The sequence below is a fragment of the Roseomonas genomospecies 6 genome (genome assembly GCF_008365375.1).
GTDB lineage: Bacteria > Pseudomonadota > Alphaproteobacteria > Azospirillales > Azospirillaceae > Azospirillum.
In genome coordinates this window covers 51163-69924 of sequence record NZ_QOKW01000029.1, presented here as the reverse complement: position 1 = coordinate 69924, position 18762 = coordinate 51163, and the positions used below count along the sequence as shown (strand labels likewise).

Genomic DNA, 18762 nt, shown 5'->3' with positions numbered 1-18762 from the left:
CATGGCGAGCGATTCCGTCATCCATCGCGATGTGGTGTGCCCGTTCTGCGGCCTCGGCTGCGACGACCTGACCATTGAGGAGGAGCCGCCTTCCGGACTGGCGGTGCGCTCCACCGACTGCCCGGTCGCGCGCGAACGCTTTTCCCGCACACCGCCCGCCGAGCCGCCGCGCGTCGCGGGTGGCGCGGTCTCGTTGGACGAGGCGGTGCGGGCCGCCGCAGCCGCGCTGGCTGCGTCCGACGCGCCGCTGGTGGCCGGGCTGGGCACCGACGTCGATGGGGCGCGGGCGGCGCTGGCGCTCGCCGCGCGGGTGGGGGCGGTGGTCGATCACGCGCTGTCGGACGGGCTGTACCGCAATCTGGCGGTGCTTCAGCGCACGGGCTGGATCGCGACGACCCTGGCCGAACTGCGCAACCGCTGTGACCTGCTTCTGGTGGCCGGGCCGGACCCGGCGGCGCTCCACCCGCGCGTTTTCGAGCGCTGGGTGGTGCCCATGCCGGCCTTCCAGACGCCATCCTCGCGGGAGGTGGTGTTCCTGTGCGGCGAACCGCTGGACACCACGCGCGCCGCCCTGGCGAACCTTCCCGTCACGGTGCTGCCCGGCGATCCCGCGAGGATCGGGGACATTGCGGCGGCGCTGGCCGCGGCCTTGCCCGATCCGTCCCGCGCCTCGGGTGCCGCGGGCGTCGCTGCGGGCGACGTCGCCGCCCTGGCGGAGCGGTTGCTCAAGGCGCGCTACGCGGTCGTGGCGTGGGCCGCCTCCGGCCTTACGGGGCCGCACGCGGATCTGACGGTGGAACGGCTGGTCCATCTCGTGCGCGACGTGAACCGGCACAGCCGCTGCGCCGGTCTGCCGCTCGCGGGGTACGACAACGTGGTCGGCGTGAATCAGGTCTGCACATGGCGGTTCGGCGTGCCGCTGCGGACCTCGCTGGCCGGTGGGGCGCCGCTGCACGATCCCTACCGCTTCGATTGGGCGCGCTACGCGGAGGTGGCGGACGTCCTTCTCTGGATTTCCGCCTTCCGGCCCGAGGTGCCCGGCTTTCCGGCGGGGAAGACCGTCGTCGCGCTGGCCCCGCCGGGAACGGCCTTCCCTGAGGAACCGGCGGTGTTCATTCCCGTCGGCACGCCGGGCATCGACCATCCGGGCCATGTCTTCCGCAGCGACACGGTGGTCGCCCTGAGCGCGCGGGGCCTCATCGACCGTGGCCTGCCGGATGTCGCGACCGTGTTGAAGGCCATCGCCGCCGCCCTGCCGCAGGAGGCCCCCGCATGCTGACCAAACTTGCCGGGGGGCGCATCCACGATCCGGCCAACGGGCGCGACGGCGCGGTGGGCGACCTGTTCGTCCAGGACGGGCGGATCGTCGCCGACCCCGGACCCGGCGCCACGCCGGACGAGGTGCACGACCTGTCGGGGCGGATCGTGATGGCCGGCGCCATCGACATCCACAGCCACATCGCTGGCGGAAAGGTCAACATCGCGCGTCTGCTGATGGCGGAGGAGCATCGCGCGGCGGCGGTCGCCATGGAAGACCCCTGCGGCTGCGGCGGTGGCATCGCCACCCCCTCCACCCACGCCACGGGCTGCCGCTACGCCCGGATGGGCTACACGGCGGCCTTCGAGCCGGCGATGCTGCCCAGCAACGCCCGCCACGCGCATCTGGAGATGGCGGACATCCCGCTGATCGACACCGGCGGCTATCTGGTTCTGGGCAACGACGACCTGCTGCTGGAGCTTCTCGCCTCCGGCGCGGGGGAGGAGGCCGTGGCCGATTACGTCGGCTTCATGCTGAACGCCACGCGCAGCCTTGCCGTCAAGGCGGTGAATCCCGGCGGCATCAACGCCTTCAAGTACAACCGGCGCCGCCTGGACGTGGACGAGGCCGGCCCCTTCCACGCCATCACGCCGCGCCGCATCCTCACGGCGCTGGCCGGGGCGGTGCAGCGGTTGGGCATCCCGCACCCGCTGCATCTGCACGGCTTCAACCTCGGCGTTCCGGGCAATGTGGAGGCGACGCTCGACAGCATCGCGGCGGTGGAGGGCCTGCGGCTCCACCTTACCCACGTCCAGTTCCACGCCTACGGAGCGGAGGGCGACCGGAAATTCTCCTCCGCCGCCGCGCGCGTGGCGGAGGCGGTCAACCGCCGGCCCAACATCTCCGTGGACGTCGGGCAGATCATGTTCGGCCAGACGGTGACCGCGTCCGCCGACACCATGGCGCAGATGCGCAACGCCGGGCTCGCCCACCCGAAGAAATGGGTGATGATGGACATCGAATGCGACGCCGGCTGCGGCGTCGTGCCCTTCCGCTACCGCGACAAGGCCTTCGTCAACGCGCTGCAATGGGCCATCGGGCTGGAGCTGTTCCTGCTGATCGAGGACCCCTGGCGCATCTTCCTCACCACCGACCACCCGAACGGCGCCCCCTTCACCAGCTACCCCGAGCTGATCCGCCTGCTGATGGACCGCGACTACCGCCTCGCCAAGCTGGCGGACCTGCACCCGGCTTTGCCGGAGCACACCATTCTCGGGTCGCTGACGCGCGAATATTCGCTGGGCGAGATCGCCACCATGACCCGCGCCGCCCCGGCCCGCATCCTGGGCCTGACGGACCGCGGCCATCTCGGGCCGGGGGCGGTCGCGGACATCACCGTCTACACCGACCGGGCGGACCGCCGCGCCATGTTCGAGACGCCGGACCTCGTCTTCAAGGACGGGCGGCTGATCGTCCGCGACGGTGTGATCGTGGCGTTCGTTCAAGGGCGCACGCATGTGGTGGAACCCGCCTATGACCCCAAGATCGAGGCGTGGATGACGCGCCGCTTCGACGAGCGCATGGGCCAGCGGCTGACGCATTTCCGCATCGCGGAGGACGAGATCCGGAGCGGCAACGGCCTGATCCGCCACGCCTGCCAGCCGGGGGCATTCTGATGCGGCTCAACGGCGTCCACATCGAGGACACCTTTGCCGAAGCCTTCCCCATGCTCGGCACGCGGCTGATCGTCACCGCCGACACCCCGGCCTGGGTCCAGGCGGCGGTGGTCAGCATGACGGGCTTCGCCACCTCGGTCATCGCCTGCGGCTGCGAAGCGGCGATGGAGCGCCCGCTGCCGCCGGGCGAGACACCGGACGCCCGCCCCGGCGCCGCGGTGCTGCTGTTCGCCATGTCCAAGGCGGAACTGGCGAAGCAGGTGGCGCGCCGCGTCGGGCAATGCGTGATGACCTGTCCGGGGACGGCCTGCTACGCGGGGCTGCGGGAGGGGGCTCCGGGAAGCGGGCAGACAATCCCGCTCGGCAACGCACTGCGCTACTTCGGCGACGGCTGGCAGATCGCCAAGCGGGTCGGCACCCGGCGTTACTGGCGCATTCCGGTGATGGACGGCGAGTTCCTGTGCGAGGCAGCCACCGGGACGGTGGACGGCGTCGGCGGCGGCAACTTCATCATCCTGGCCGCCGACCGCCGTGCCGGGCTGGCGGCGGCGCAGGCGGCGGTCATGGCGATCCGCGAATTGCCGGGGGCCATCCTTCCCTTTCCCGGCGGGGTGGTCCGCTCCGGCTCCAAGATCGGCGGCAAGTACAAGGGGCTGATCGCCTCAACCAACACGGCCTTCTGCCCGACCCTGCGGGCGGCGGCGCCCGCGTCTCTGGTGCCCGAAGGCGTGGAATCCATCCTCGAACTGGTGATCGACGGCGTCAGCGCGGAGGCGGTCGCCGCCGCCATGCGTGCGGGCATCGCCGCCGTCGTAGGGCTGGGCGCCGCCGGAGGGGTGGTGTCGGTCACCGCCGGCAACTACGGCGGCAAGCTCGGCCGCTACCAGTTCCGCCTGCATGAGGTGATGGCATGAGCGGCGTCATCCTCATCCCCCGCGATCCGGACGGTCCGCCCATCGACATGACGGGCGTGCTTCCGGAACGGCTCGCCGAGGGCGGGCGGGAGGCGCTGGCCGGGCTGATGCTGGTCCGCGGGCGCCGCCGCCATCGGCTGGACACTCTGTTCACCTTGCAGGACGGCGGCCCTTCCGGAGCCCTGATCCTGCGGCCCGGCGGCATCGCGCTCGACGGGGTGGGAGCGGGTATGACGGCGGGGGAGATCCTGGTGGAGGGGGATTGCGGCGCCTTCGCCGGCGCCGAGATGGCCGGCGGGCGCCTGCGCATCGCCGGGGATGCCGGAGATTTTCTGGGAGCACCGCTGGCCGGCGGCACGCGCGGCATGAGCGGGGGCTCCGTCGTCGTCGGAGGCAACGCCGGGGACCGCGTGGGCGAGCGGATGCGGCGGGGGCTGATTGCCGTCCAAGGGCGGGTGGGGAGCCTGTGCGGCGCCCGGATGATCGCGGGAACCATCGTCGTCGGTGCCGCTTGCGGTCCCGGCCTGGGGCAGGCCATGCGCCGCGGGTCCATCCTGCTGTCGCGAGCGCCGGAGGCCGTTCCGTCCGGCTTCGTCGACGGCGGCTTGAACGACTGGCTGTTCCTGGAGCTGATGCGGAAGGAACTGATGGATGAAGGGGCGTGGCCCGCCGGGTTCCCGGCCACCGGCACCCGTGCCCGGCGCCTCGTCGGCGACCGTTCGGTGGAGGGGATCGGAGAAGTGCTCATCCTTTAGAAGGCATGGCGTGTCCGGCGCTGCCAAGCCACAATCTGAGATCGTCTCGCCTGACCGAGGCTTCCCGCCGAGCGCACCGGAGGGTCTGTGATGAGGGTTGCCCCCCTTCTGATCGTCGCCTGGGCATTCCTGGCCGGCATGCCCGCCTGGGGCGCCGACCCGATGGTGATCCGGATCGGTTACCTGACCCGCGCGGAGGAGCCGCGGATTCCCCAGACCTTCCTCGAACCTGTGTCGGAGGACGAAGGGGTGCAGGGCGCCCGCCTCGCCATCGCCGACAACAACACGACCGGACGGTTCCTCGGCCAGAGCTTCGAACTGGTCGAGGTGACGGTGCCGGAGGACGGGCGCGTCGAGGACGCCGTGCGCGACCTCGCCGGGCAGGGAATCCGCCTGCTCGTCGCCGACCTGAGGGAGGACGCGCTGCTCGCCGCGGCGGCGGCGCCGGAGGCGGGCGACATGCTGGTCTTCAACACCCGCGCGCCGGATGACGGCCTGCGCAACGAGCGCTGCCGCGCCAACCTGCTGCACCTGACGCCCAGCCGGCGGATGCAGGCGGATGCGCTGGCCCAGTATCTGACGTCGCGGAAGTGGATGAACTGGCTGCTGGTGGTTGGGCGGACGCCGGAGGACGCGGCCTACGCCGACGCGATCCGCGCCGCCGCCAAACGCTACCGCGCCCGGATCGTGGAGGAGAAGCGCTGGACCTTCGAGGACGCGAACCGCCGCGTCGACACCGGCCACGTGACCGTCCAGTCGGAGATTCTCACTTTCACCCAGGGCGCCGAGCACGACGTGCTGGTCGTCGCCGACGAGGCGGACGGGTTCGGCGAGTATCTCCTCTACCAGACATGGCTGCCCCGCCCGGTGGCCGGCACCCACGGGCTCGTCCCGACGGCGTGGTCGCGGGTGCACGAGCAGTGGGGGGCGACGCAGATCCACAGCCGCTTCGAGCGGCAGGCCGGGCGCTGGATGCGCCCACGCGACTACACCGCCTGGATGGCGGTCCGCGCGGTGGGCGAGGCCGCGACACGCACCCGCTCCGCAGACCCGGCGGCGCTGGCCGCCTTCGTGCGCGGCCCGGATTTCGCGCTGCCGGCCTTCAAGGGGCAGGGGCTGACCTTCCGCGACTGGGACGGGCAGCTTCGGCAGCCCGTGCTGCTGGCCGGGCCGCGGGTGCTCGTCTCGGTGTCGCCGCAGCCGGGCTTCCTGCACCAGTTCTCGGAACTCGACACGCTCGGCGACGACCGGCCCGAAAGCCGGTGCCGGAATCGCTGAAAACCCGGAATCGCTGAAAACAAGGCCCGCGCAAGGGCCGTACATGGGAGGGAACATCATGCTGTCGATTGGAGGAACCGCCCGGATCGGCGCCTTGGCGTTGCTGGGCTTCGCCGTTGCTTCGTCCGCGCAGGCGGACACGATCTTCGTGTCGAACGAGAAGAGCAACACGGTCTCGGTGGTGGACGGCGGCAAGCTGGAGGTGGTCGCCACGATCAAGGTGGGGCGCCGGCCCCGCGGCATCACCTTCAACGAGGACATGACGCAAATCTTCGTCTGCGTCGGCGACGACAACCGGATCGACGTCATCGACGTGGCGTCTCAGAAAGTCGTGGACCGGCTGCCGTCCGGCCCCGATCCGGAGCTGTTCGTCCTGGACCCGCAGGGGCACCGGCTCTACGTCGCCAACGAGGACGACAACATGGTCTCGGTGGTGGACATCCCAACCAAGAAGATCGTCGGCGAGATCCAGGTGGGGGTCGAGCCGGAAGGCATGGGCGTCAGCCCGGACGGCAAGCTTCTGGTGAACACGTCCGAGACGACCAACATGGCGCATTTCATCGACACGGAGTCGCACAAGATCATCGACAACGTTCTGGTCGATGCGCGCCCGCGTGTCGCGCAGTTCACGGCGGACGGGCGGTTCGTCTGGGTGTCGTCGGAGATCGGCGGGACCGTCAGCATCATCGACGCGGCGTCGCGCAAGGTCGTGCACAAGATCGCCTTCGCCGTCCAGGGCGTCCCGCGCGAGTCGATCCAGCCCGTCGGCATCCAGCTCACCAGCGACGGGAACCGGGCCTTCGTCGCCCTCGGCCCCGCCAACCGGGTGGCCGAGATCGACGCCAAGACCTACGAGGTGAAGCGCTACCATCTCGTCGGCCAGCGGGTCTGGAACCTGGCTTTGTCGCCGGACGAGAAGCGCCTCTATTCGACGAACGGCGTCAGCAACGACATGTCGGTGATGGATTTGGAGCGCGGACGGGTCGTGAAGTCGATCGCGGTCGGCGGCGCGCCCTGGGGCGTGATCGTCAAGCCGTGAGCGGGGGAGGGCAATGTCCCCTCTCCCCTCCGGGGAGAGGGTTAGGGTGAGGGGGTTGCGCGTGTTGGTGCGTCCGGCAAAAGCGCAACCCCCTCACCGCCCGCTTCGCGGGCACCCTCTCCCCAGGGGGGAGAGGGCTAATTAATGAGGGCTATTTAAGCGAACGCACCAATCTCCCGGCGATGGAGACGGCATGGCCTGTTTCGAAACGGCGGCTTCCGATCCGCGCGCCATTTCCGGCGAGCCCGTCGCGGACCCGGTCCTGGCGGTCGAGGGGCTGAGCCACAGCTTCGGGAAGCGGACGGTCCTGGACGACGTGTCGTTCGGCATTCCCGCGGGGCGGTTCGCCGTGCTGCTGGGGCTCAACGGAGCCGGAAAGACGACGCTGTTCTCCCTGATCACGCGGATCTACAACACCCGCCGGGGCAGCATCCGGGTCTTCGGCTTCGACATGCGCCGGCACCCCACCCAGGCGCTGGCGCGCATCGGCGTGGTGTTCCAGCAGCCGACGCTCGACCCGGACCTGACCGTCATCCAGAACCTGCGCTACCACGGCGGGCTGCACGGTCTGGCGCCTGCCGAGATCGAGGCGCGGGCGGGTGAGGAACTGGCCCGCATCGGCTTGGCCGAGCGCGCGGACGAGCGGGTTCGCACCCTGTCGGGCGGGCAGCGGCGGCGGGTGGAGATCGCCCGCGCGCTGCTTCACCGCCCGAGCCTGCTGCTGCTGGACGAGCCGACCGTCGGGCTGGACATTGAGCTGCGCCGGCAGGTGCTCGACCATGTGCACGACCTCTGCCGGGAACGGGGGCTGGCCGTGCTCTGGGCGACCCATCTGATCGACGAGGCGCGCGACGGCGACGGCGTGGTGGTGCTGCACCGCGGGCGCGTGCTGGCCGCCGGGCTGGTGGAGGAACTGTGCGCCGCCACCGGTTCCGCGACCTTGGGTCAAGCCTTCGCGCGGCTGACGGAGACGGGGGTGCAGGGATGAACGCGACGCTCTACTGGCGGTGCCTGCGCGCGATCATCGTCCGCGAGGGGCTGCGCTTCGTGCACCAGCGCGAGCGGTTCTTCGCCGCCCTGGTGCGACCGCTGGTCTGGCTGGGCATCTTCGCGGTGGGCTTCCGCGCGGTGCTCGGCCTGTCGATCATTCCGCCCTACGAGACCTACATCCTGTACGAGGATTACGTGACGCCGGGGCTGGTCGGCATGATCCAGCTCTTCAACGGCATGCAGAGTTCGCTGTCCATGGTCTACGACCGGGAGACGGGCAGCATGAAGACCCTGCTGGTCAGCCCGCTGCCGCGCTGGTACCTGCTGGTCTGCAAGCTGCTGGCCGGCGTGCTGGTGTCGATCGCCCAGGTCTACGTCTTCTTCGCCATCGCCCGCCTCTGGAACGTCCAGCCGCCCGAACTCGGCTACCTCGCCGTGTTGCCGGCCTTGGTGCTGAGCGGGCTGATGCTGGGGGCGCTCGGCCTTCTGCTGTCCTCCTTCATTCGGCAATTGGAGAATTTCGCGGGCGTGATGAACTTCGTCATCTTCCCGATGTTCTTCGCCTCCTCGGCGCTCTACCCGCTGTGGCGCATCCGCGAGGGCAGCCCGACGCTCGCCTGGATCGCCGAGGTCAACCCCTTCACGCAGGCCGTCGAGCTGATCCGCTTCGCGCTGTACCTGCAATTCAACGGCACGGCCTTCCTGGCCGTGGCCGCTTGCCTCGCCCTGTTCCTGGGGGCGGCGATCCTCGCCTACGATCCGGGGCGTGGCTTCTGGGCCCGCCGCGGCGGCCCGGCGGAACAGGGGTAAGTCGGAACCGCGGCGGGCGACCTCCGGTTGACGGATGAGACGACCGTCCGGTCATCCCGCCGGGCGGGTCGGGTGGAGGAAAACGTCATGACCGCAAAATCCGACAAGGATCAGGACCAGCCCCGCGGCGAGAAGAGCGTTCTCGGCAGCAAGCAGGACTTCAAGAAGGACGAACCGCAGGACGCCGGGCGGGACAAGCAGGCGAAGGACGACATCGGGCACATGGGGGAGGCATCGCGCCGGAACCGGAGCGCGAAGGACGAGCGGTGAGTGCCGTCACGATCTCCCAACACCAAGCGAGGATTTGTCCCATGAATCAACTGCACATCCTGGCCGGCGCGTCCGTGCTGGCCCTGGCCGTGGCCGCCGCGACGGTTCCGGCGTCCGCCCAGTCCACGACGGCCCAATCCACGACGGCCCAATCCACGACGGGTGGCGCCGCGACCCAGGGAACCGGCAGCCAAAGCACCAGCCCATCGACCGGCGCCCTGCCGGACAACTCCTTGCCCGGACAGCGGCAGGGCACCATCGGCGGCACGACCACCCAAGGCGGCGCGCAGAGCGGCACGTCCGGTTCCACGTCCGGTTCCACGGCTCCCGGCGCCACTGGCGGCGCTTCCGGCGGTACGTCGGGTGCGCTGCCGGACAACTCCCTGGCTGGGCAGCGGCAGGGCACCATCGGCGGCGGCTCCGTTTCGCAGGGGGGCAACAACACGTCCGAGCCGCCGAAGCAGGGGTCGGGGCAATAGACGCTCGTCCCGGTAATCGCGTTCAACATACCCTCTCCCGCCCCGGGAGAGGGAAGGGGCCCGCGCAACGCGCGGGAAGGGTGAGGGTGTTGGCACGGCTCAGCGCCTTGATTCTCGTGCGACCCTCACCCGCTCTCGGCGGACCGAAGGTCCGCCTGCCGCGTCAGCGCTGGCTTCCAGCCAGCGCGAGAGCCTGCTTCGCAGGCACCCTCTCCCGAGACGGGAGAGGGATCAATGTCGAATGCAATGGCGTCGCGGATCGCGGCGAGCGCGGTCGGGTCCAGCGCGCCGCCCCGGTCCGCGCCGGCGCAAAGCGCCGTGCGGAAGCCCAGATAGTCGGGGGCGAGCGGCAGCAGCGCCGGGATGTCCTCCAGCCTCAGCGAACCGGCCAAACCGGTGAGCAGGCCGAGGCGGCGCGCCTGCTCCACGAAGCGCGCCAACTCGTCGGGCGTCTTGTGCCGCAGCAATCCTCCCGCACCCTTTCCGGCGGTGTCGAGCATGGCCCCGGCGAAGCCGGCCCGCGCGACGCCGGGAAGCAGGCGGTTGGCGTCGTCCCATTGGTCGGCGAACAACACCGCGACGATGCGGGCGCCCCGCCGCGCCTGCGGCGCCAGCGCGGCCACGCAGCCCGCCGGATCGCCGTCCGGCGACAGCCCGATCTTCACGTAATCGACACCGCAGGCCCAGGTGTCGGCCACGCGTTCCGTCACCGCCGCGGGGTCCATGGGCAGGTCGCCCACGGTGGCGCTCAGCGGCGGGCGGACGGGCCACAGGCGGGCTGCGGCCACGGCGTGGGCGATGCCGTCCAGCGGCCATGCGCCCAGGGCTCCGGCCTTAGGGTCTTTCAAATCCAGGATGTCCGCCCCGCCCCGCGCGGCGACGGCCAATTCATCAAGGGTTGCGACGCTCGCCAGCAGCCGGGTCACGACGCGCTTCCCCCGTCCGCTCGGTGTTCTCGCGCCCGGTGTTCGGCGATGCGGTCGAGCAGCCAGCCCCAGGCTTCCCGTTCCACGGGACCGGCGGTCTTCCCGATGGCGATGGACAGATACTCCATCTCGCGGTCGATCTTCCCGGGCGGGAGGAGGTGCAGGCGGCTGACCAGGATCGCCCCTTCGACCACCGCCGCCTGCGCCCGGTTGAAGCCGCGGAAGGGCTGGTGGGTGACGAGATGCACCGGGCGGCAGTCCAGGCGGGGGCGCAGGCCGTCATCCTCCACCACGACCACCTCCACCTCCTCGTGCGCCAGCGCTCCGGCGAGCACGCTGCCGCGGATGCGCTCCGCCGGGACGGTCGGCCAGTCGCGCCGCCGCCCGGTGACGCAGCCGGCGAACACCCGGACATCGTCGGTGAAGTTCACCACGGCGCAGCGCGTGGCGAGCAGGTTGTCGAGCGTGCGCGACGGGCGGAAGGGGGCCAGGACATAGCCGGTCTCCGTCACCGTGGCGCCCATAGGCGCGACATGGACGTTGCCCGCCGCATCGCAGCTCGTGACGATGGTTTCCCGTATGAAGGTCACGTCTTGCGCCCTCCGTCCTCGTCCGGCGCGTCCACCGCAACGCCCCAGCGCAGTTCGCCGTCCTGGCTGTAGCGCTTGCCGAGTTGCCAGGCGATCTGCGCGCGCGACAGCTCCGCCCCCAAGTAGAAGGCGTGCCCCGGATCGCCGCGGACGTCGATGTGCGGGAACAGGGCGAAGGGGTCGTCGCCCACATGATGCCCGTCACGGTTGTAGATATGGATGCCCTGCTCCGTCACCTCGATCCGGTAATTCGGGTCGCGGATGCGGGCGGCGAGGTCCGTCACCTGCTCCGGCGTGCTGACGAATGGCTTGCGGTCGCGCAGGCAGAGCAGGGCATCGCCGAAGTTGCGGGGCAGGGCGCCGACTTCCGATGCGGCGAAGAACAGCCGTCGCGCCGCGTCGAACTCGCGGATGGTCCGGCGGCAATGGGGGCTGACCTGCACCGCCAGGATATGGTCGATCCGCAGTTCCGACACGATGCCCATCAGCAGCGCGACCATCCCCGGCGTGTCGGCGTCCGTCAGTTCGGTCACGTTGCCGACACCCATCAGGATTTCCAGATCGGGATGGCGCGCCCGGACCTCTCGGTAGCGGAGCAGGGAGTCGGTGAAGCCGTAATGGATCGGCTCCAGGATCGGGTCGGCGATGCAGCGTCGGCCCTCCGCGCGGATCGCGTCCAGCGCCCGGTACAGCGACGGGAGATCGCCCGGCGTGGTGGGGATGACGATGGGCACCGCGTCCGTCTCGCGGGCGACCCAGGCCGTCGCTTCGGTCAGGCTCAGCAGGTAGGAGGCGCCCGCCGCCGCACCGCGCAGAAGCTCCTTGGGATCGAGGGAATCGACGCTGACCGTATGGCCGGCGTCGTGCAGCGCCGTCACCGCCTCCTCCAGATGGGGGAAGGGATGTTCGGGCAGGCATCCGAGGTCGATCACGTCCGCCCCGTCCGTCTGGAACCGGGCGGCGCGCTCCAGGATGGCCGGCACGCCGAGCAGCGGCGCCTCGACGATCTCGGCGAAGATGCCCGTGCGGTGGCGGCTGAGATCGACCGGGGCGGCTTGACGCCGGAAATGCTGGGGCAGATCCTCCAACTCGTCGGGGCCGCGCTCGAAGGGCACGCCGAAATGGGCGGACAGCCGGTCGAGGTCCCCGCGGAACCGGCCCGGCAGAAGCACGAGGTCGGCCCCTTCGGTCGAGGCGAGGCGGCGCAGCACGATCTCCGTCGTCGCCAGCGCCGCGACCTTGATGCCGAGATTGACCACCGTGGCCCGGAAATCCAGCGGCTCCAGCGCGGCGAGCACGCGGCGCAGGCGCGGTTCGGCCAACGCGCCGGTCAGGAACAGGACGTGTTTTGGATGCTCAGCCATCGGGGGCCTGGCCATCGGAGTCCTGCCCATCGACGGCCCCGGTCAGGCGGGTGCCGCACGGGTTGCCCTGGTCCAGCGCTTCGGCGAAGCGCCGGTGATCGTCCTTCGACACGCACCAGACGGTTCCGCCGAAACGGTCCAGGCGGTCCGGCAGCGCCGGATCGACCACGCCGTCCGCGACGAGGCGGGACACCGGGGTGGCCGCATCCGGCAGGGCGGCGGATTTGACCAGCACCGCGCAGGCGGCGCCGAGCGCTCCGGCCAGCCAGACCGCCAGACTGTCGGACGTGACGTCCCAGCTTTCGGCCACGTCGGCGCCATCGGCCAGGGGAAGCGGCATCCAGACGGTCGGGCTGGGCAGGCCGCGCAGGTCGGCGGGGGTGCGGGCGGGCGTCAGGCGCGGCTCCAGGTCGGCCAGCGCGGTCCCGTACTGCTCCATCGCCAGCAGCGCCATGCGGTGCGCGGCGCGGTCGCCGAAGCCGAGCGCCGGCTGGGCGTCGCGCACGGCGTCGGCGAAGGGGCCGCCCCCGGGGACGACCACGACCCGCAGGCGCCGCGCCGCGGCCAAAATCTCCAGCCAGCGCCGCAGTTCCGGGGCGCGCCACAGGCTGCCGCCCAGCTTCACCACCCACAGCGGCGCGCTGCTCATGATCCCTCTGGACGGGAACGCTCGATGACCACGCCGACGCCGCCGGATTCCGGCACGACGTCCAGCTTCTCCACCTGGACCCGAGCCCGCACCACGTTCGGGTTGGCGAAGCACAGGGCGAGTATCCGGTCGCCCAGCGTCTCGACGAGGTGGACGTGCGCGCCGTCGCGCAGGGCGCGGATGCCGTCGATCAGGAAATCGTAGGACAGCACCTCGTCCAGGTTGTCGGTCATCGGGCGGTCGGGCCAGGGGAGCGTCAGCGAGACGTTGATCCGGACGCGCTGCGTGCGCCCCTTCTCCTGGTCCCAGACCCCGATCCTGAACCGGTCCACGTAATCGCGCAGGGTGATGTCGTAGTACCGGAGGCGGCTCGCCGCCGGGCGGTACGGCACATCGGAGAGCAAAGCGTCGTCGGCCAAGCGATCCTCCTCCCCGTGTCGGGCGAAGGTCGGTTCCCCCGCCTCGGATGCTTCGGAATGCGTCACCGGTCGGACGGCGGTGCGGCGAGAAGACGGTGACGCAGCAGCCATTCGACACCGCGCCGCCATGACCGTTCGTTGTCGCCGCGGATGTCCGCGTTTCCGACGGCGACGATGCCGCCGTCTCCGCTTCGGCGCATTATAATCTGCATGTTCAGGATCAGCGTGCTGATCTTATGGATGAATCCCGTCACCACGACATCCGCGCCCGCCCGGCGCCCCAGGTCGAGTTCGCATCCGTTGCACTGGCGCAGCGTCGCCGGAAGCTCCGCGGCGATGGCGCTGTCGCGTGCGGCGGTCACCTCGAAGCCGCCATCCCTCAACCCGTCGCGCAGGAGCGCCGTCACCCGCTCCAGCCTTCCGGGATGGTCCGGATCGGGACCCTCCTGGCTGGTGTCGACCAGCTCGACGTCGAAGACCATCACCTTGACCGGCGTCTCCGCCGCAGCCGGGGCGGGGGACGCCAGCAGCAGAGCCAGCGGCAGGGCCGCCGCCAGGACGAATTCCATCGGCCTTATCCGAATGACCGGATGGGCAGACCGGCCCGACGTCCTGCAGAATCGTACCATGCGTCACCACTCCGCTCTCGTCGCCGCATTCCTCATCCTGGGGGCCGTCCCGGCGGGTGCCGCCGGGGGCGGCGATCCGGATTGGCCCTGCGTCCAGGTCCTGGTTCCGGCCCTGTCGTCCGGCCAGATCTGGCCCGGCGAGCCCATCGAGGGGAGGGAGGGGGACTGGCGCGACATTCCCGGCGTCGAACCGGTTCTGAAGCAGGTCCTCAACCGCCGGCTCGATCCGGAGCAGGAACAGGCGGTGATCGACCGGTTCGCCGATCAACTGGAAGCCAGTGGGACGAAGACCGGGGCGGACCGCAACGCGGCCCTTACCGCCCTGTTCGCCGGTGCCTTCGACGCGCTCAACCAGGAGCGCGGCCAAGCCATCGCGGCCATCCGGCGCTATGCCCACCAGCAGCGCGACCTGCTCGACAGCATCGACAAGGCGTTGACCCGCCTCAACGGGCTTCCCGCCGATGCCCCCGAGGCGGCGGTCCTGCGGGAGGACATCGCCTGGCGTCGGCGCATCCTCGACGAACGGCGGCGCCATCAGACGGCGCTGTGCGACCAGCCGGTCCAGATCGAACGGAAGGCGGGCCGCATCGCGCGCGTCATCGCCGCCCGCCTGGACTGAAGGCCACCTCGATTCAGGACGGCACACGCTCAGTTCGAGGCGCCGCCGGCGAAGGGCTGAACCGTCTCCAGCGCGTAGCCCGCCTCCTGCCACCGCATGGCGCCGTCGGAATACCAGTAGACGTTGCCATAGCCCCACTCCACGGCGCGCTTCGCGGCGTTCCAGGACATCCAGCAGTCCGGCTCGCAGAAGAAGACCAGCCGGGGCTCCCGGTTCCCTTTGCTCAGCGCCTCCAGCCCGGCGCGGAAATAGCGTTCCTGGTCGCCGGACAGGCTGCCGTAGCCGACGTTGGGCAGCCAGACCGCCCCCGGCAGGCTGCGGCGGGGCGGAGGAACCCACACCGCCGAAGCGGGTCGGTCCGCCGGGCGCGGCGCCGCCGGCATCACGTCGATCAGCCGCGTGTCCGGGAAGCGTTCGATCAACCCGCGCAATTCCGCCAGGGTCACGGTGGACGCGCCGGACAGGCCGGCGGGGGTCGGGGCGCGGTAATGGTCCATCCGGTAGTCCGGCGGCTCCAGGGCGGCGGCCGTCTTGAGCGCGCCGTCCGGTCCGATGATCGGGACGTGATAACGCAGGAGGATGCGATCGATGTCGTCCTGGCGGCGCTTGATGAAGTCGTTGAGCCAGTGCTTCCACTCCGGTTCGTCGGCGCGGATGCCCATGGAGATGTTGAATTGCAGCCGGGCCGTCGGCGGCTCCTTGACCAGCGGCACGACGGTCAGCGGTTCCGCCTGCTGGGCGGCGAAATAGCCGGCGATCGGTCCCCAGATCACCGCGGCGTCGGTCTTCCCGGCGGCCACGTCCGCGATGGCGTCGCGGGCCGGGTTGTTCGTGCGCGTGTCCGTGTTGAGCTGGTAGGGCTCGGTCCGGATGATGCCGTAACGCCGCAGGAGGTTGACCGCGGGAGTCTTCTCGACGACGCCGATGCGGGCGTCCTTCAGGGACGGGTCGCCCACGGTCTCCGCCTGGATGCCCGATTTCGTACGGTAGACCAGAGCGTAGACGGTCCGGTAGTAGGGGTTGGTGTTCTGCATCTGCTCTTCGCCGGACGCCGTGCCCATCACGAGATCGCACTGCCGCGCGCGCAGCGTGTTGCGGACGAAGCCGATGGTCTGGGGCCACCAGTAATAGGTCACCGGCTTCTTCAGGTCCTCCCCGATCAGCCGGGCGATCTCGTTCTCGAAGCCTTCCAGCTTCTCGTTGGAGTAGGGCAGCAGGTTTCCGTCGGCGCAGACCCGCACGGATTCCCGGTCCGTCACCTCGACGGCCAGGGCCGGCGGGGCCGCGGTGCCGGCAAGCACCGCGGCCGCAGCCGCGACGGAAAGAACGCCTCTGCGCATCGCCGCCATGAATGTGCCTCCCGTCTGCCGGATCAACCGCCGAGGCGTTGCGGACGCCCTCCGGGCAGCGCGCCGTCCGCGCGCGCTTTCAGGTAGCGGTAGATGTCGTCCAGATGCTCCATGATGTTCGGGTCCAGGCCGAAGGAGGGCATCACCCGGTCACCGGTGGCGCCCTGGTTCTGGCGGCCGTTGACGACGACCTCCTTGAACTCGTCATAGCCGATGCGCTTGAGGGAGTCCGTCAGGCTGGGAGCGAAGGACGATCCCGATGCGTCGAAGCCGTGGCAGGTGTGGCAGGTCGCGTGGAAGCGCCGATAGCCGTTGTAGGTTCCCCTGTCCACCTGACCGTCCTTGACGATGTAGGTCGGCACCCCGTCCGCGGTGACGGGCTTGTCCTCCGCCAGAGCGGCGAAACAGACGACGGTGCCCGCGGTCAGCATGCCGGTCAGCAAGCCAAGTCTGCGTTTCATGTGTGTCGAAATCCTCGCCCGGACGCCGGGCCGCAGTGTGAGCCGGAAGGGTGTGGGCCGGAAGAGTGTGGGCCGGAAAGCGAAGCCCCCGGTGCGTTGCGGCACCGGGGGCAGGTCTGCCGATCACCTCTGGTCCGGGATGTGGAACACCGTCAGGACCCCGCCGAGCTGGGTATACTCGCCCAGCGACTGGTGGGCGCCGACCGCGCCCAGACCGGCGGTCGACACCCCCGTGCCTCCCGTCCGTCCGGGATGGACGGCCTGGTGCCACTGGTTCGCCCCGGATTCCTGGGTCAGGCCGGCGGCGAGACCGATGCCCGCCCAGCCGCCGACGCCGGACAGGACGGCCACATACTGCTTCCCGTTGTGCGTGTAGGTGTTGACGTTGCCGATGATGCCGGACGGGGTCTTGAACCGCCACAGCTCCTTGCCGTCCTTCATGTCGACGGCGACGAGATAGCCTTCGAGTGTCCCGTAGTAAGCCACGCCGCCCTTGGTGGACAGGGCGCCGCTCCACACCGCGAAGCGCTCCGGCCGCGACCAGACGATCTTGCCGGCCGCCGCGTCCCAGGCGATGAAGTTGCCCATGCCGCCGTGCGAGTTCGGCGTCGGGTACATGGAGACCGTCGAGCCGACATAGGCCTGACCGGCGGTGTAGGAGACCGAGAAGGGCTCGTAATCCATGCAGATGTGGTTCGTCGGGACATAGAACAACCCGGTGTCCGGCGAGAAGGACGCCGGCTGCTGGTCCTTCGTGCCGAGGGCGGCGGGACAGACGGCGGCGGTGTTCTTGTCTTCGCCGTTGGCGAAGGTGCTGTACTTGTCGACGACGTTCGGACGCCCGGTTTTCATGTCGACGTCGGTCGCCCAGTTGACCGTCGGGTCGAACTTCTGCGCGACGAGCAACTCGCCGGTTTCACGGTCCAGGGTGTAGGCGAAGCCGTTGCGGTCGAAGTTGACCAGGACTTTGCGCGTCTGGCCGTTGATGGGAATGTCGGCCAGGATGTTCTCGTTGACGCCATCGAAGTCCCATTCGTCGAAGGGCGTCTTCTGGTAGACCCACTTTGCCTCACCGGTTTCGGGGTCGCGCGCGAAGATGGTCATCGACCATTTGTTGTCGCTCTTGTTCCGGTCGTTGTCGACGGCCCGCTGGACCGGGTTCCAGGTGCCCGGGTTGCCGGTGCCGTAATAGATCAGGTTGAGCGCCGGATCGTAGGTGTACCAGCCCCAGGTCGTCCCGCCGCCCCGCTTCCATTCCTCGCCCGGCCATGTGGAAACGCCGAGATCCTTCTGCCCGATGGGCTTGCCCATCATCGTCGTCTTCTGCGGGTCGATCTTCACGTCGGTGTCGGGGCCGGTCGAGAAGGCCCGCCACACCATCTTGCCGCTGTTCGTGTCATAGGCCGTCAGATGCCCGCGCACGCCGAACTCGCCGCCGCTGATGCCGACGTAGACCTTGTCCTTGACCACCAGCGGGGCCGCCGTCAGGGTTTCGCCCTTGGTGTGATCGCCGTTCTTGGCCTTCCAAAGTTCCTTGCCGGTCTTCGCGTCGAGAGCGACCAGCGTGTTGTCGGCCTGCGCCAGGAAGACCTTGCCGTCCGCGACCGCAACGCCGCGGTTGACCGTGTCGCAGCACATGACCGGGATGACGGTCGGGTCCTGGACCGATTCATACTTCCAGATGACGCGCCCGGGATTGTTCAAATCCAGAGCGAAGACCTTGTTGGGGAAAGGCGTGTGGATGTACATCACATCGCCGACGACGATCGGACCGCCTTCGTGGCCGCGCAGAACTCCGGTCGAGAAAGACCAGGCGACTTGAAGGTCCTTGACGTTGCCGGTGTTGATTTGGTCGAGCGGGCTGTAACGCTGTCCGGCATAGTTGCCGAGCTGAGACGCCCAGTTGTTCGGGTTCGCCTCATTCTTCATAACGCTGTCGTTCGCAGAAACGGAACCGGCAGCAACGATTGCGACCGACGCCAGAAGCCATCGAGACAATACCTTCATGACGATCCCTCCCGTGGTGGCGCTTTTTGTTAACCCCAAAACCAATGGGTCCCAAATCCAATGGGTTCGTGCTTGTTGGCGCAGTACCGAATGCAAACGGGCGTTGTTGCGCGAAATGACTCTTTCTGAATTGAAAAATTCAGAAGACGTGGCGCTAAATTGGGACTTAATGCTATATTGGGACCATGTTCTCGTCAAGGCTCTGCCGAATAGAAAACGCAAAACAGTCTGCTTATCGCAGTTTTCGTCGCAAGCACTCGCAAATAGGAGGTAAGTAGAT

The 18762-nt window shown here is 69.5% G+C and carries 20 protein-coding genes; 11 read left to right on the top strand and 9 right to left on the bottom strand.

Features of this window, described 5'->3' with window-relative positions; all coding sequences use genetic code 11:
• The first annotated feature begins 1 nt into the window (after position 1).
• From DS843_RS25750 to DS843_RS25705, 10 genes are all read left to right on the top strand, one after another.
• Positions 2-1279 carry a molybdopterin-binding domain-containing protein gene (locus DS843_RS25750; protein WP_149471679.1) on the top strand — a complete coding sequence of 426 codons (1278 nt, stop codon included), beginning with the start codon at positions 2-4 and terminating at the stop codon, positions 1277-1279.
• A complete protein-coding gene (locus DS843_RS25745; RefSeq protein WP_149471678.1) occupies positions 1273-2934 on the top strand; it encodes a formylmethanofuran dehydrogenase subunit A in 1662 nt (553 codons plus the stop codon). Before DS843_RS25750 ends, DS843_RS25745 begins: the two co-directional genes overlap by 7 nt.
• A complete protein-coding gene (gene fhcD, locus DS843_RS25740) occupies positions 2934-3848 on the top strand; it encodes a formylmethanofuran--tetrahydromethanopterin N-formyltransferase (RefSeq protein ID WP_149471677.1) in 915 nt (304 codons plus the stop codon). The genes DS843_RS25745 and fhcD overlap by 1 nt, the downstream gene beginning before the upstream one ends.
• A complete protein-coding gene (locus tag DS843_RS25735) occupies positions 3845-4603 on the top strand; it encodes a formylmethanofuran dehydrogenase subunit C (protein ID WP_149471676.1) in 759 nt (252 codons plus the stop codon). The genes fhcD and DS843_RS25735 overlap by 4 nt, the downstream gene beginning before the upstream one ends.
• A gap of 90 nt (positions 4604-4693) precedes the next feature.
• Entirely contained in the window at positions 4694-5881 is a 1188-nt protein-coding gene (locus DS843_RS25730; RefSeq protein ID WP_149471675.1) for an ABC transporter substrate-binding protein, read from the top strand.
• A gap of 58 nt (positions 5882-5939) precedes the next feature.
• The gene (locus DS843_RS25725; RefSeq protein ID WP_167525466.1) at positions 5940-6920 is read left to right on the top strand and encodes a PQQ-dependent catabolism-associated beta-propeller protein; all 981 of its coding nucleotides are present in this window, start codon (positions 5940-5942) and stop codon (positions 6918-6920) included.
• Positions 6921-7113: 193 nt separating this feature from the next.
• Positions 7114-7908: an ABC transporter ATP-binding protein gene (locus DS843_RS25720; RefSeq protein WP_208852320.1), complete on the top strand. Its 795-nt coding sequence runs from the start codon at positions 7114-7116 to the stop codon at positions 7906-7908.
• Positions 7905-8720 carry an ABC transporter permease gene (locus DS843_RS25715; protein ID WP_149471673.1) on the top strand — a complete coding sequence of 272 codons (816 nt, stop codon included), beginning with the start codon at positions 7905-7907 and terminating at the stop codon, positions 8718-8720. Before DS843_RS25720 ends, DS843_RS25715 begins: the two co-directional genes overlap by 4 nt.
• Positions 8721-8807: 87 nt before the next feature.
• Positions 8808-8990 carry a hypothetical protein gene (locus DS843_RS25710; RefSeq protein ID WP_149471672.1) on the top strand — a complete coding sequence of 61 codons (183 nt, stop codon included), beginning with the start codon at positions 8808-8810 and terminating at the stop codon, positions 8988-8990.
• A gap of 41 nt (positions 8991-9031) precedes the next feature.
• On the top strand, positions 9032-9469 hold the full coding sequence (locus DS843_RS25705; RefSeq protein WP_149471671.1) for a hypothetical protein: 438 nt from the start codon (positions 9032-9034) through the stop codon (positions 9467-9469).
• A gap of 125 nt (positions 9470-9594) precedes the next feature.
• On the opposite strand, the gene DS843_RS25700 is transcribed toward DS843_RS25705, so the two are convergent.
• The 6 genes from DS843_RS25700 to DS843_RS25675 all read right to left on the bottom strand — a co-directional run bounded on the left by DS843_RS25700 (position 9595) and on the right by DS843_RS25675 (position 13986).
• On the bottom strand, positions 9595-10395 hold the full coding sequence (locus tag DS843_RS25700) for a (5-formylfuran-3-yl)methyl phosphate synthase (protein ID WP_149471670.1): 801 nt from the start codon (positions 10393-10395) through the stop codon (positions 9595-9597).
• Positions 10392-10985 carry a DUF447 domain-containing protein gene (locus tag DS843_RS25695; RefSeq protein WP_149471669.1) on the bottom strand — a complete coding sequence of 198 codons (594 nt, stop codon included), beginning with the start codon at positions 10983-10985 and terminating at the stop codon, positions 10392-10394. The genes DS843_RS25700 and DS843_RS25695 overlap by 4 nt, the downstream gene beginning before the upstream one ends.
• Positions 10982-12349, bottom strand: coding sequence for a DUF6513 domain-containing protein (locus DS843_RS25690; RefSeq protein WP_149471668.1), 1368 nt, complete (start codon positions 12347-12349; stop codon positions 10982-10984). The genes DS843_RS25695 and DS843_RS25690 overlap by 4 nt, the downstream gene beginning before the upstream one ends.
• Positions 12342-12998 (bottom strand): amino acid kinase family protein, encoded by a 657-nt coding sequence (locus DS843_RS25685; protein ID WP_149471667.1) that lies wholly within the window; start codon positions 12996-12998, stop codon positions 12342-12344. Before DS843_RS25685 ends, DS843_RS25690 begins: the two co-directional genes overlap by 8 nt.
• Complete coding sequence (locus DS843_RS25680) at positions 12995-13417, bottom strand: dihydroneopterin aldolase (RefSeq protein WP_149471666.1); 423 nt, start codon at positions 13415-13417, stop codon at positions 12995-12997. The genes DS843_RS25685 and DS843_RS25680 overlap by 4 nt, the downstream gene beginning before the upstream one ends.
• Positions 13418-13479: 62 nt before the next feature.
• A complete protein-coding gene (locus DS843_RS25675; RefSeq protein WP_286192317.1) occupies positions 13480-13986 on the bottom strand; it encodes a DUF3280 domain-containing protein in 507 nt (168 codons plus the stop codon).
• Between the two features lie 58 nt (positions 13987-14044).
• Between DS843_RS25675 and DS843_RS25670 the strand changes: the two genes are divergently transcribed.
• A complete protein-coding gene (locus DS843_RS25670) occupies positions 14045-14665 on the top strand; it encodes a hypothetical protein (protein WP_149471665.1) in 621 nt (206 codons plus the stop codon).
• A 29-nt stretch (positions 14666-14694) separates the two neighbouring features.
• Here the strand turns inward: DS843_RS25670 and DS843_RS25665 are convergent, their stop codons facing one another.
• The 3 genes from DS843_RS25665 to DS843_RS25655 all read right to left on the bottom strand — a co-directional run bounded on the left by DS843_RS25665 (position 14695) and on the right by DS843_RS25655 (position 18482).
• Positions 14695-16014: a quinoprotein dehydrogenase-associated putative ABC transporter substrate-binding protein gene (locus DS843_RS25665; protein WP_286192316.1), complete on the bottom strand. Its 1320-nt coding sequence runs from the start codon at positions 16012-16014 to the stop codon at positions 14695-14697.
• Between the two features lie 23 nt (positions 16015-16037).
• Positions 16038-16475: a c-type cytochrome gene (locus tag DS843_RS25660; RefSeq protein ID WP_149471664.1), complete on the bottom strand. Its 438-nt coding sequence runs from the start codon at positions 16473-16475 to the stop codon at positions 16038-16040.
• A 123-nt stretch (positions 16476-16598) separates the two neighbouring features.
• Entirely contained in the window at positions 16599-18482 is a 1884-nt protein-coding gene (locus tag DS843_RS25655) for a methanol/ethanol family PQQ-dependent dehydrogenase (RefSeq protein ID WP_149471663.1), read from the bottom strand.
• Between the last annotated feature and the right edge of the window lie 280 nt (positions 18483-18762).

Excerpts from the sequence above, each read along its gene's own strand:
- DS843_RS25750 (WP_149471679.1), top strand. The coding sequence starts at position 2 with ATGGCGAGCGATTCCGTCATCCATCGCGATGTGGTGTGCCCGTTCTGC.
- DS843_RS25745 (WP_149471678.1), top strand. The coding sequence starts at position 1,273 with ATGCTGACCAAACTTGCCGGGGGGCGCATCCACGATCCGGCCAACGGG.
- fhcD (WP_149471677.1), top strand. The coding sequence starts at position 2,934 with ATGCGGCTCAACGGCGTCCACATCGAGGACACCTTTGCCGAAGCCTTC.
- DS843_RS25735 (WP_149471676.1), top strand. The coding sequence starts at position 3,845 with ATGAGCGGCGTCATCCTCATCCCCCGCGATCCGGACGGTCCGCCCATC.
- DS843_RS25730 (WP_149471675.1), top strand. The coding sequence starts at position 4,694 with ATGAGGGTTGCCCCCCTTCTGATCGTCGCCTGGGCATTCCTGGCCGGC.
- DS843_RS25725 (WP_167525466.1), top strand. The coding sequence starts at position 5,940 with ATGCTGTCGATTGGAGGAACCGCCCGGATCGGCGCCTTGGCGTTGCTG.
- DS843_RS25720 (WP_208852320.1), top strand. The coding sequence starts at position 7,114 with ATGGCCTGTTTCGAAACGGCGGCTTCCGATCCGCGCGCCATTTCCGGC.
- DS843_RS25715 (WP_149471673.1), top strand. The coding sequence starts at position 7,905 with ATGAACGCGACGCTCTACTGGCGGTGCCTGCGCGCGATCATCGTCCGC.
- DS843_RS25710 (WP_149471672.1), top strand. The coding sequence starts at position 8,808 with ATGACCGCAAAATCCGACAAGGATCAGGACCAGCCCCGCGGCGAGAAG.
- DS843_RS25705 (WP_149471671.1), top strand. The coding sequence starts at position 9,032 with ATGAATCAACTGCACATCCTGGCCGGCGCGTCCGTGCTGGCCCTGGCC.
- DS843_RS25690 (WP_149471668.1), bottom strand. The coding sequence starts at position 12,349 with ATGGCTGAGCATCCAAAACACGTCCTGTTCCTGACCGGCGCGTTGGCC.
- DS843_RS25685 (WP_149471667.1), bottom strand. The coding sequence starts at position 12,998 with ATGAGCAGCGCGCCGCTGTGGGTGGTGAAGCTGGGCGGCAGCCTGTGG.
- DS843_RS25675 (WP_286192317.1), bottom strand. The coding sequence starts at position 13,986 with ATGGAATTCGTCCTGGCGGCGGCCCTGCCGCTGGCTCTGCTGCTGGCG.
- DS843_RS25670 (WP_149471665.1), top strand. The coding sequence starts at position 14,045 with ATGCGTCACCACTCCGCTCTCGTCGCCGCATTCCTCATCCTGGGGGCC.
- DS843_RS25665 (WP_286192316.1), bottom strand. The coding sequence starts at position 16,014 with ATGGCGGCGATGCGCAGAGGCGTTCTTTCCGTCGCGGCTGCGGCCGCG.
- DS843_RS25660 (WP_149471664.1), bottom strand. The coding sequence starts at position 16,475 with ATGAAACGCAGACTTGGCTTGCTGACCGGCATGCTGACCGCGGGCACC.
- DS843_RS25655 (WP_149471663.1), bottom strand. The coding sequence starts at position 18,482 with ATGAAGGTATTGTCTCGATGGCTTCTGGCGTCGGTCGCAATCGTTGCT.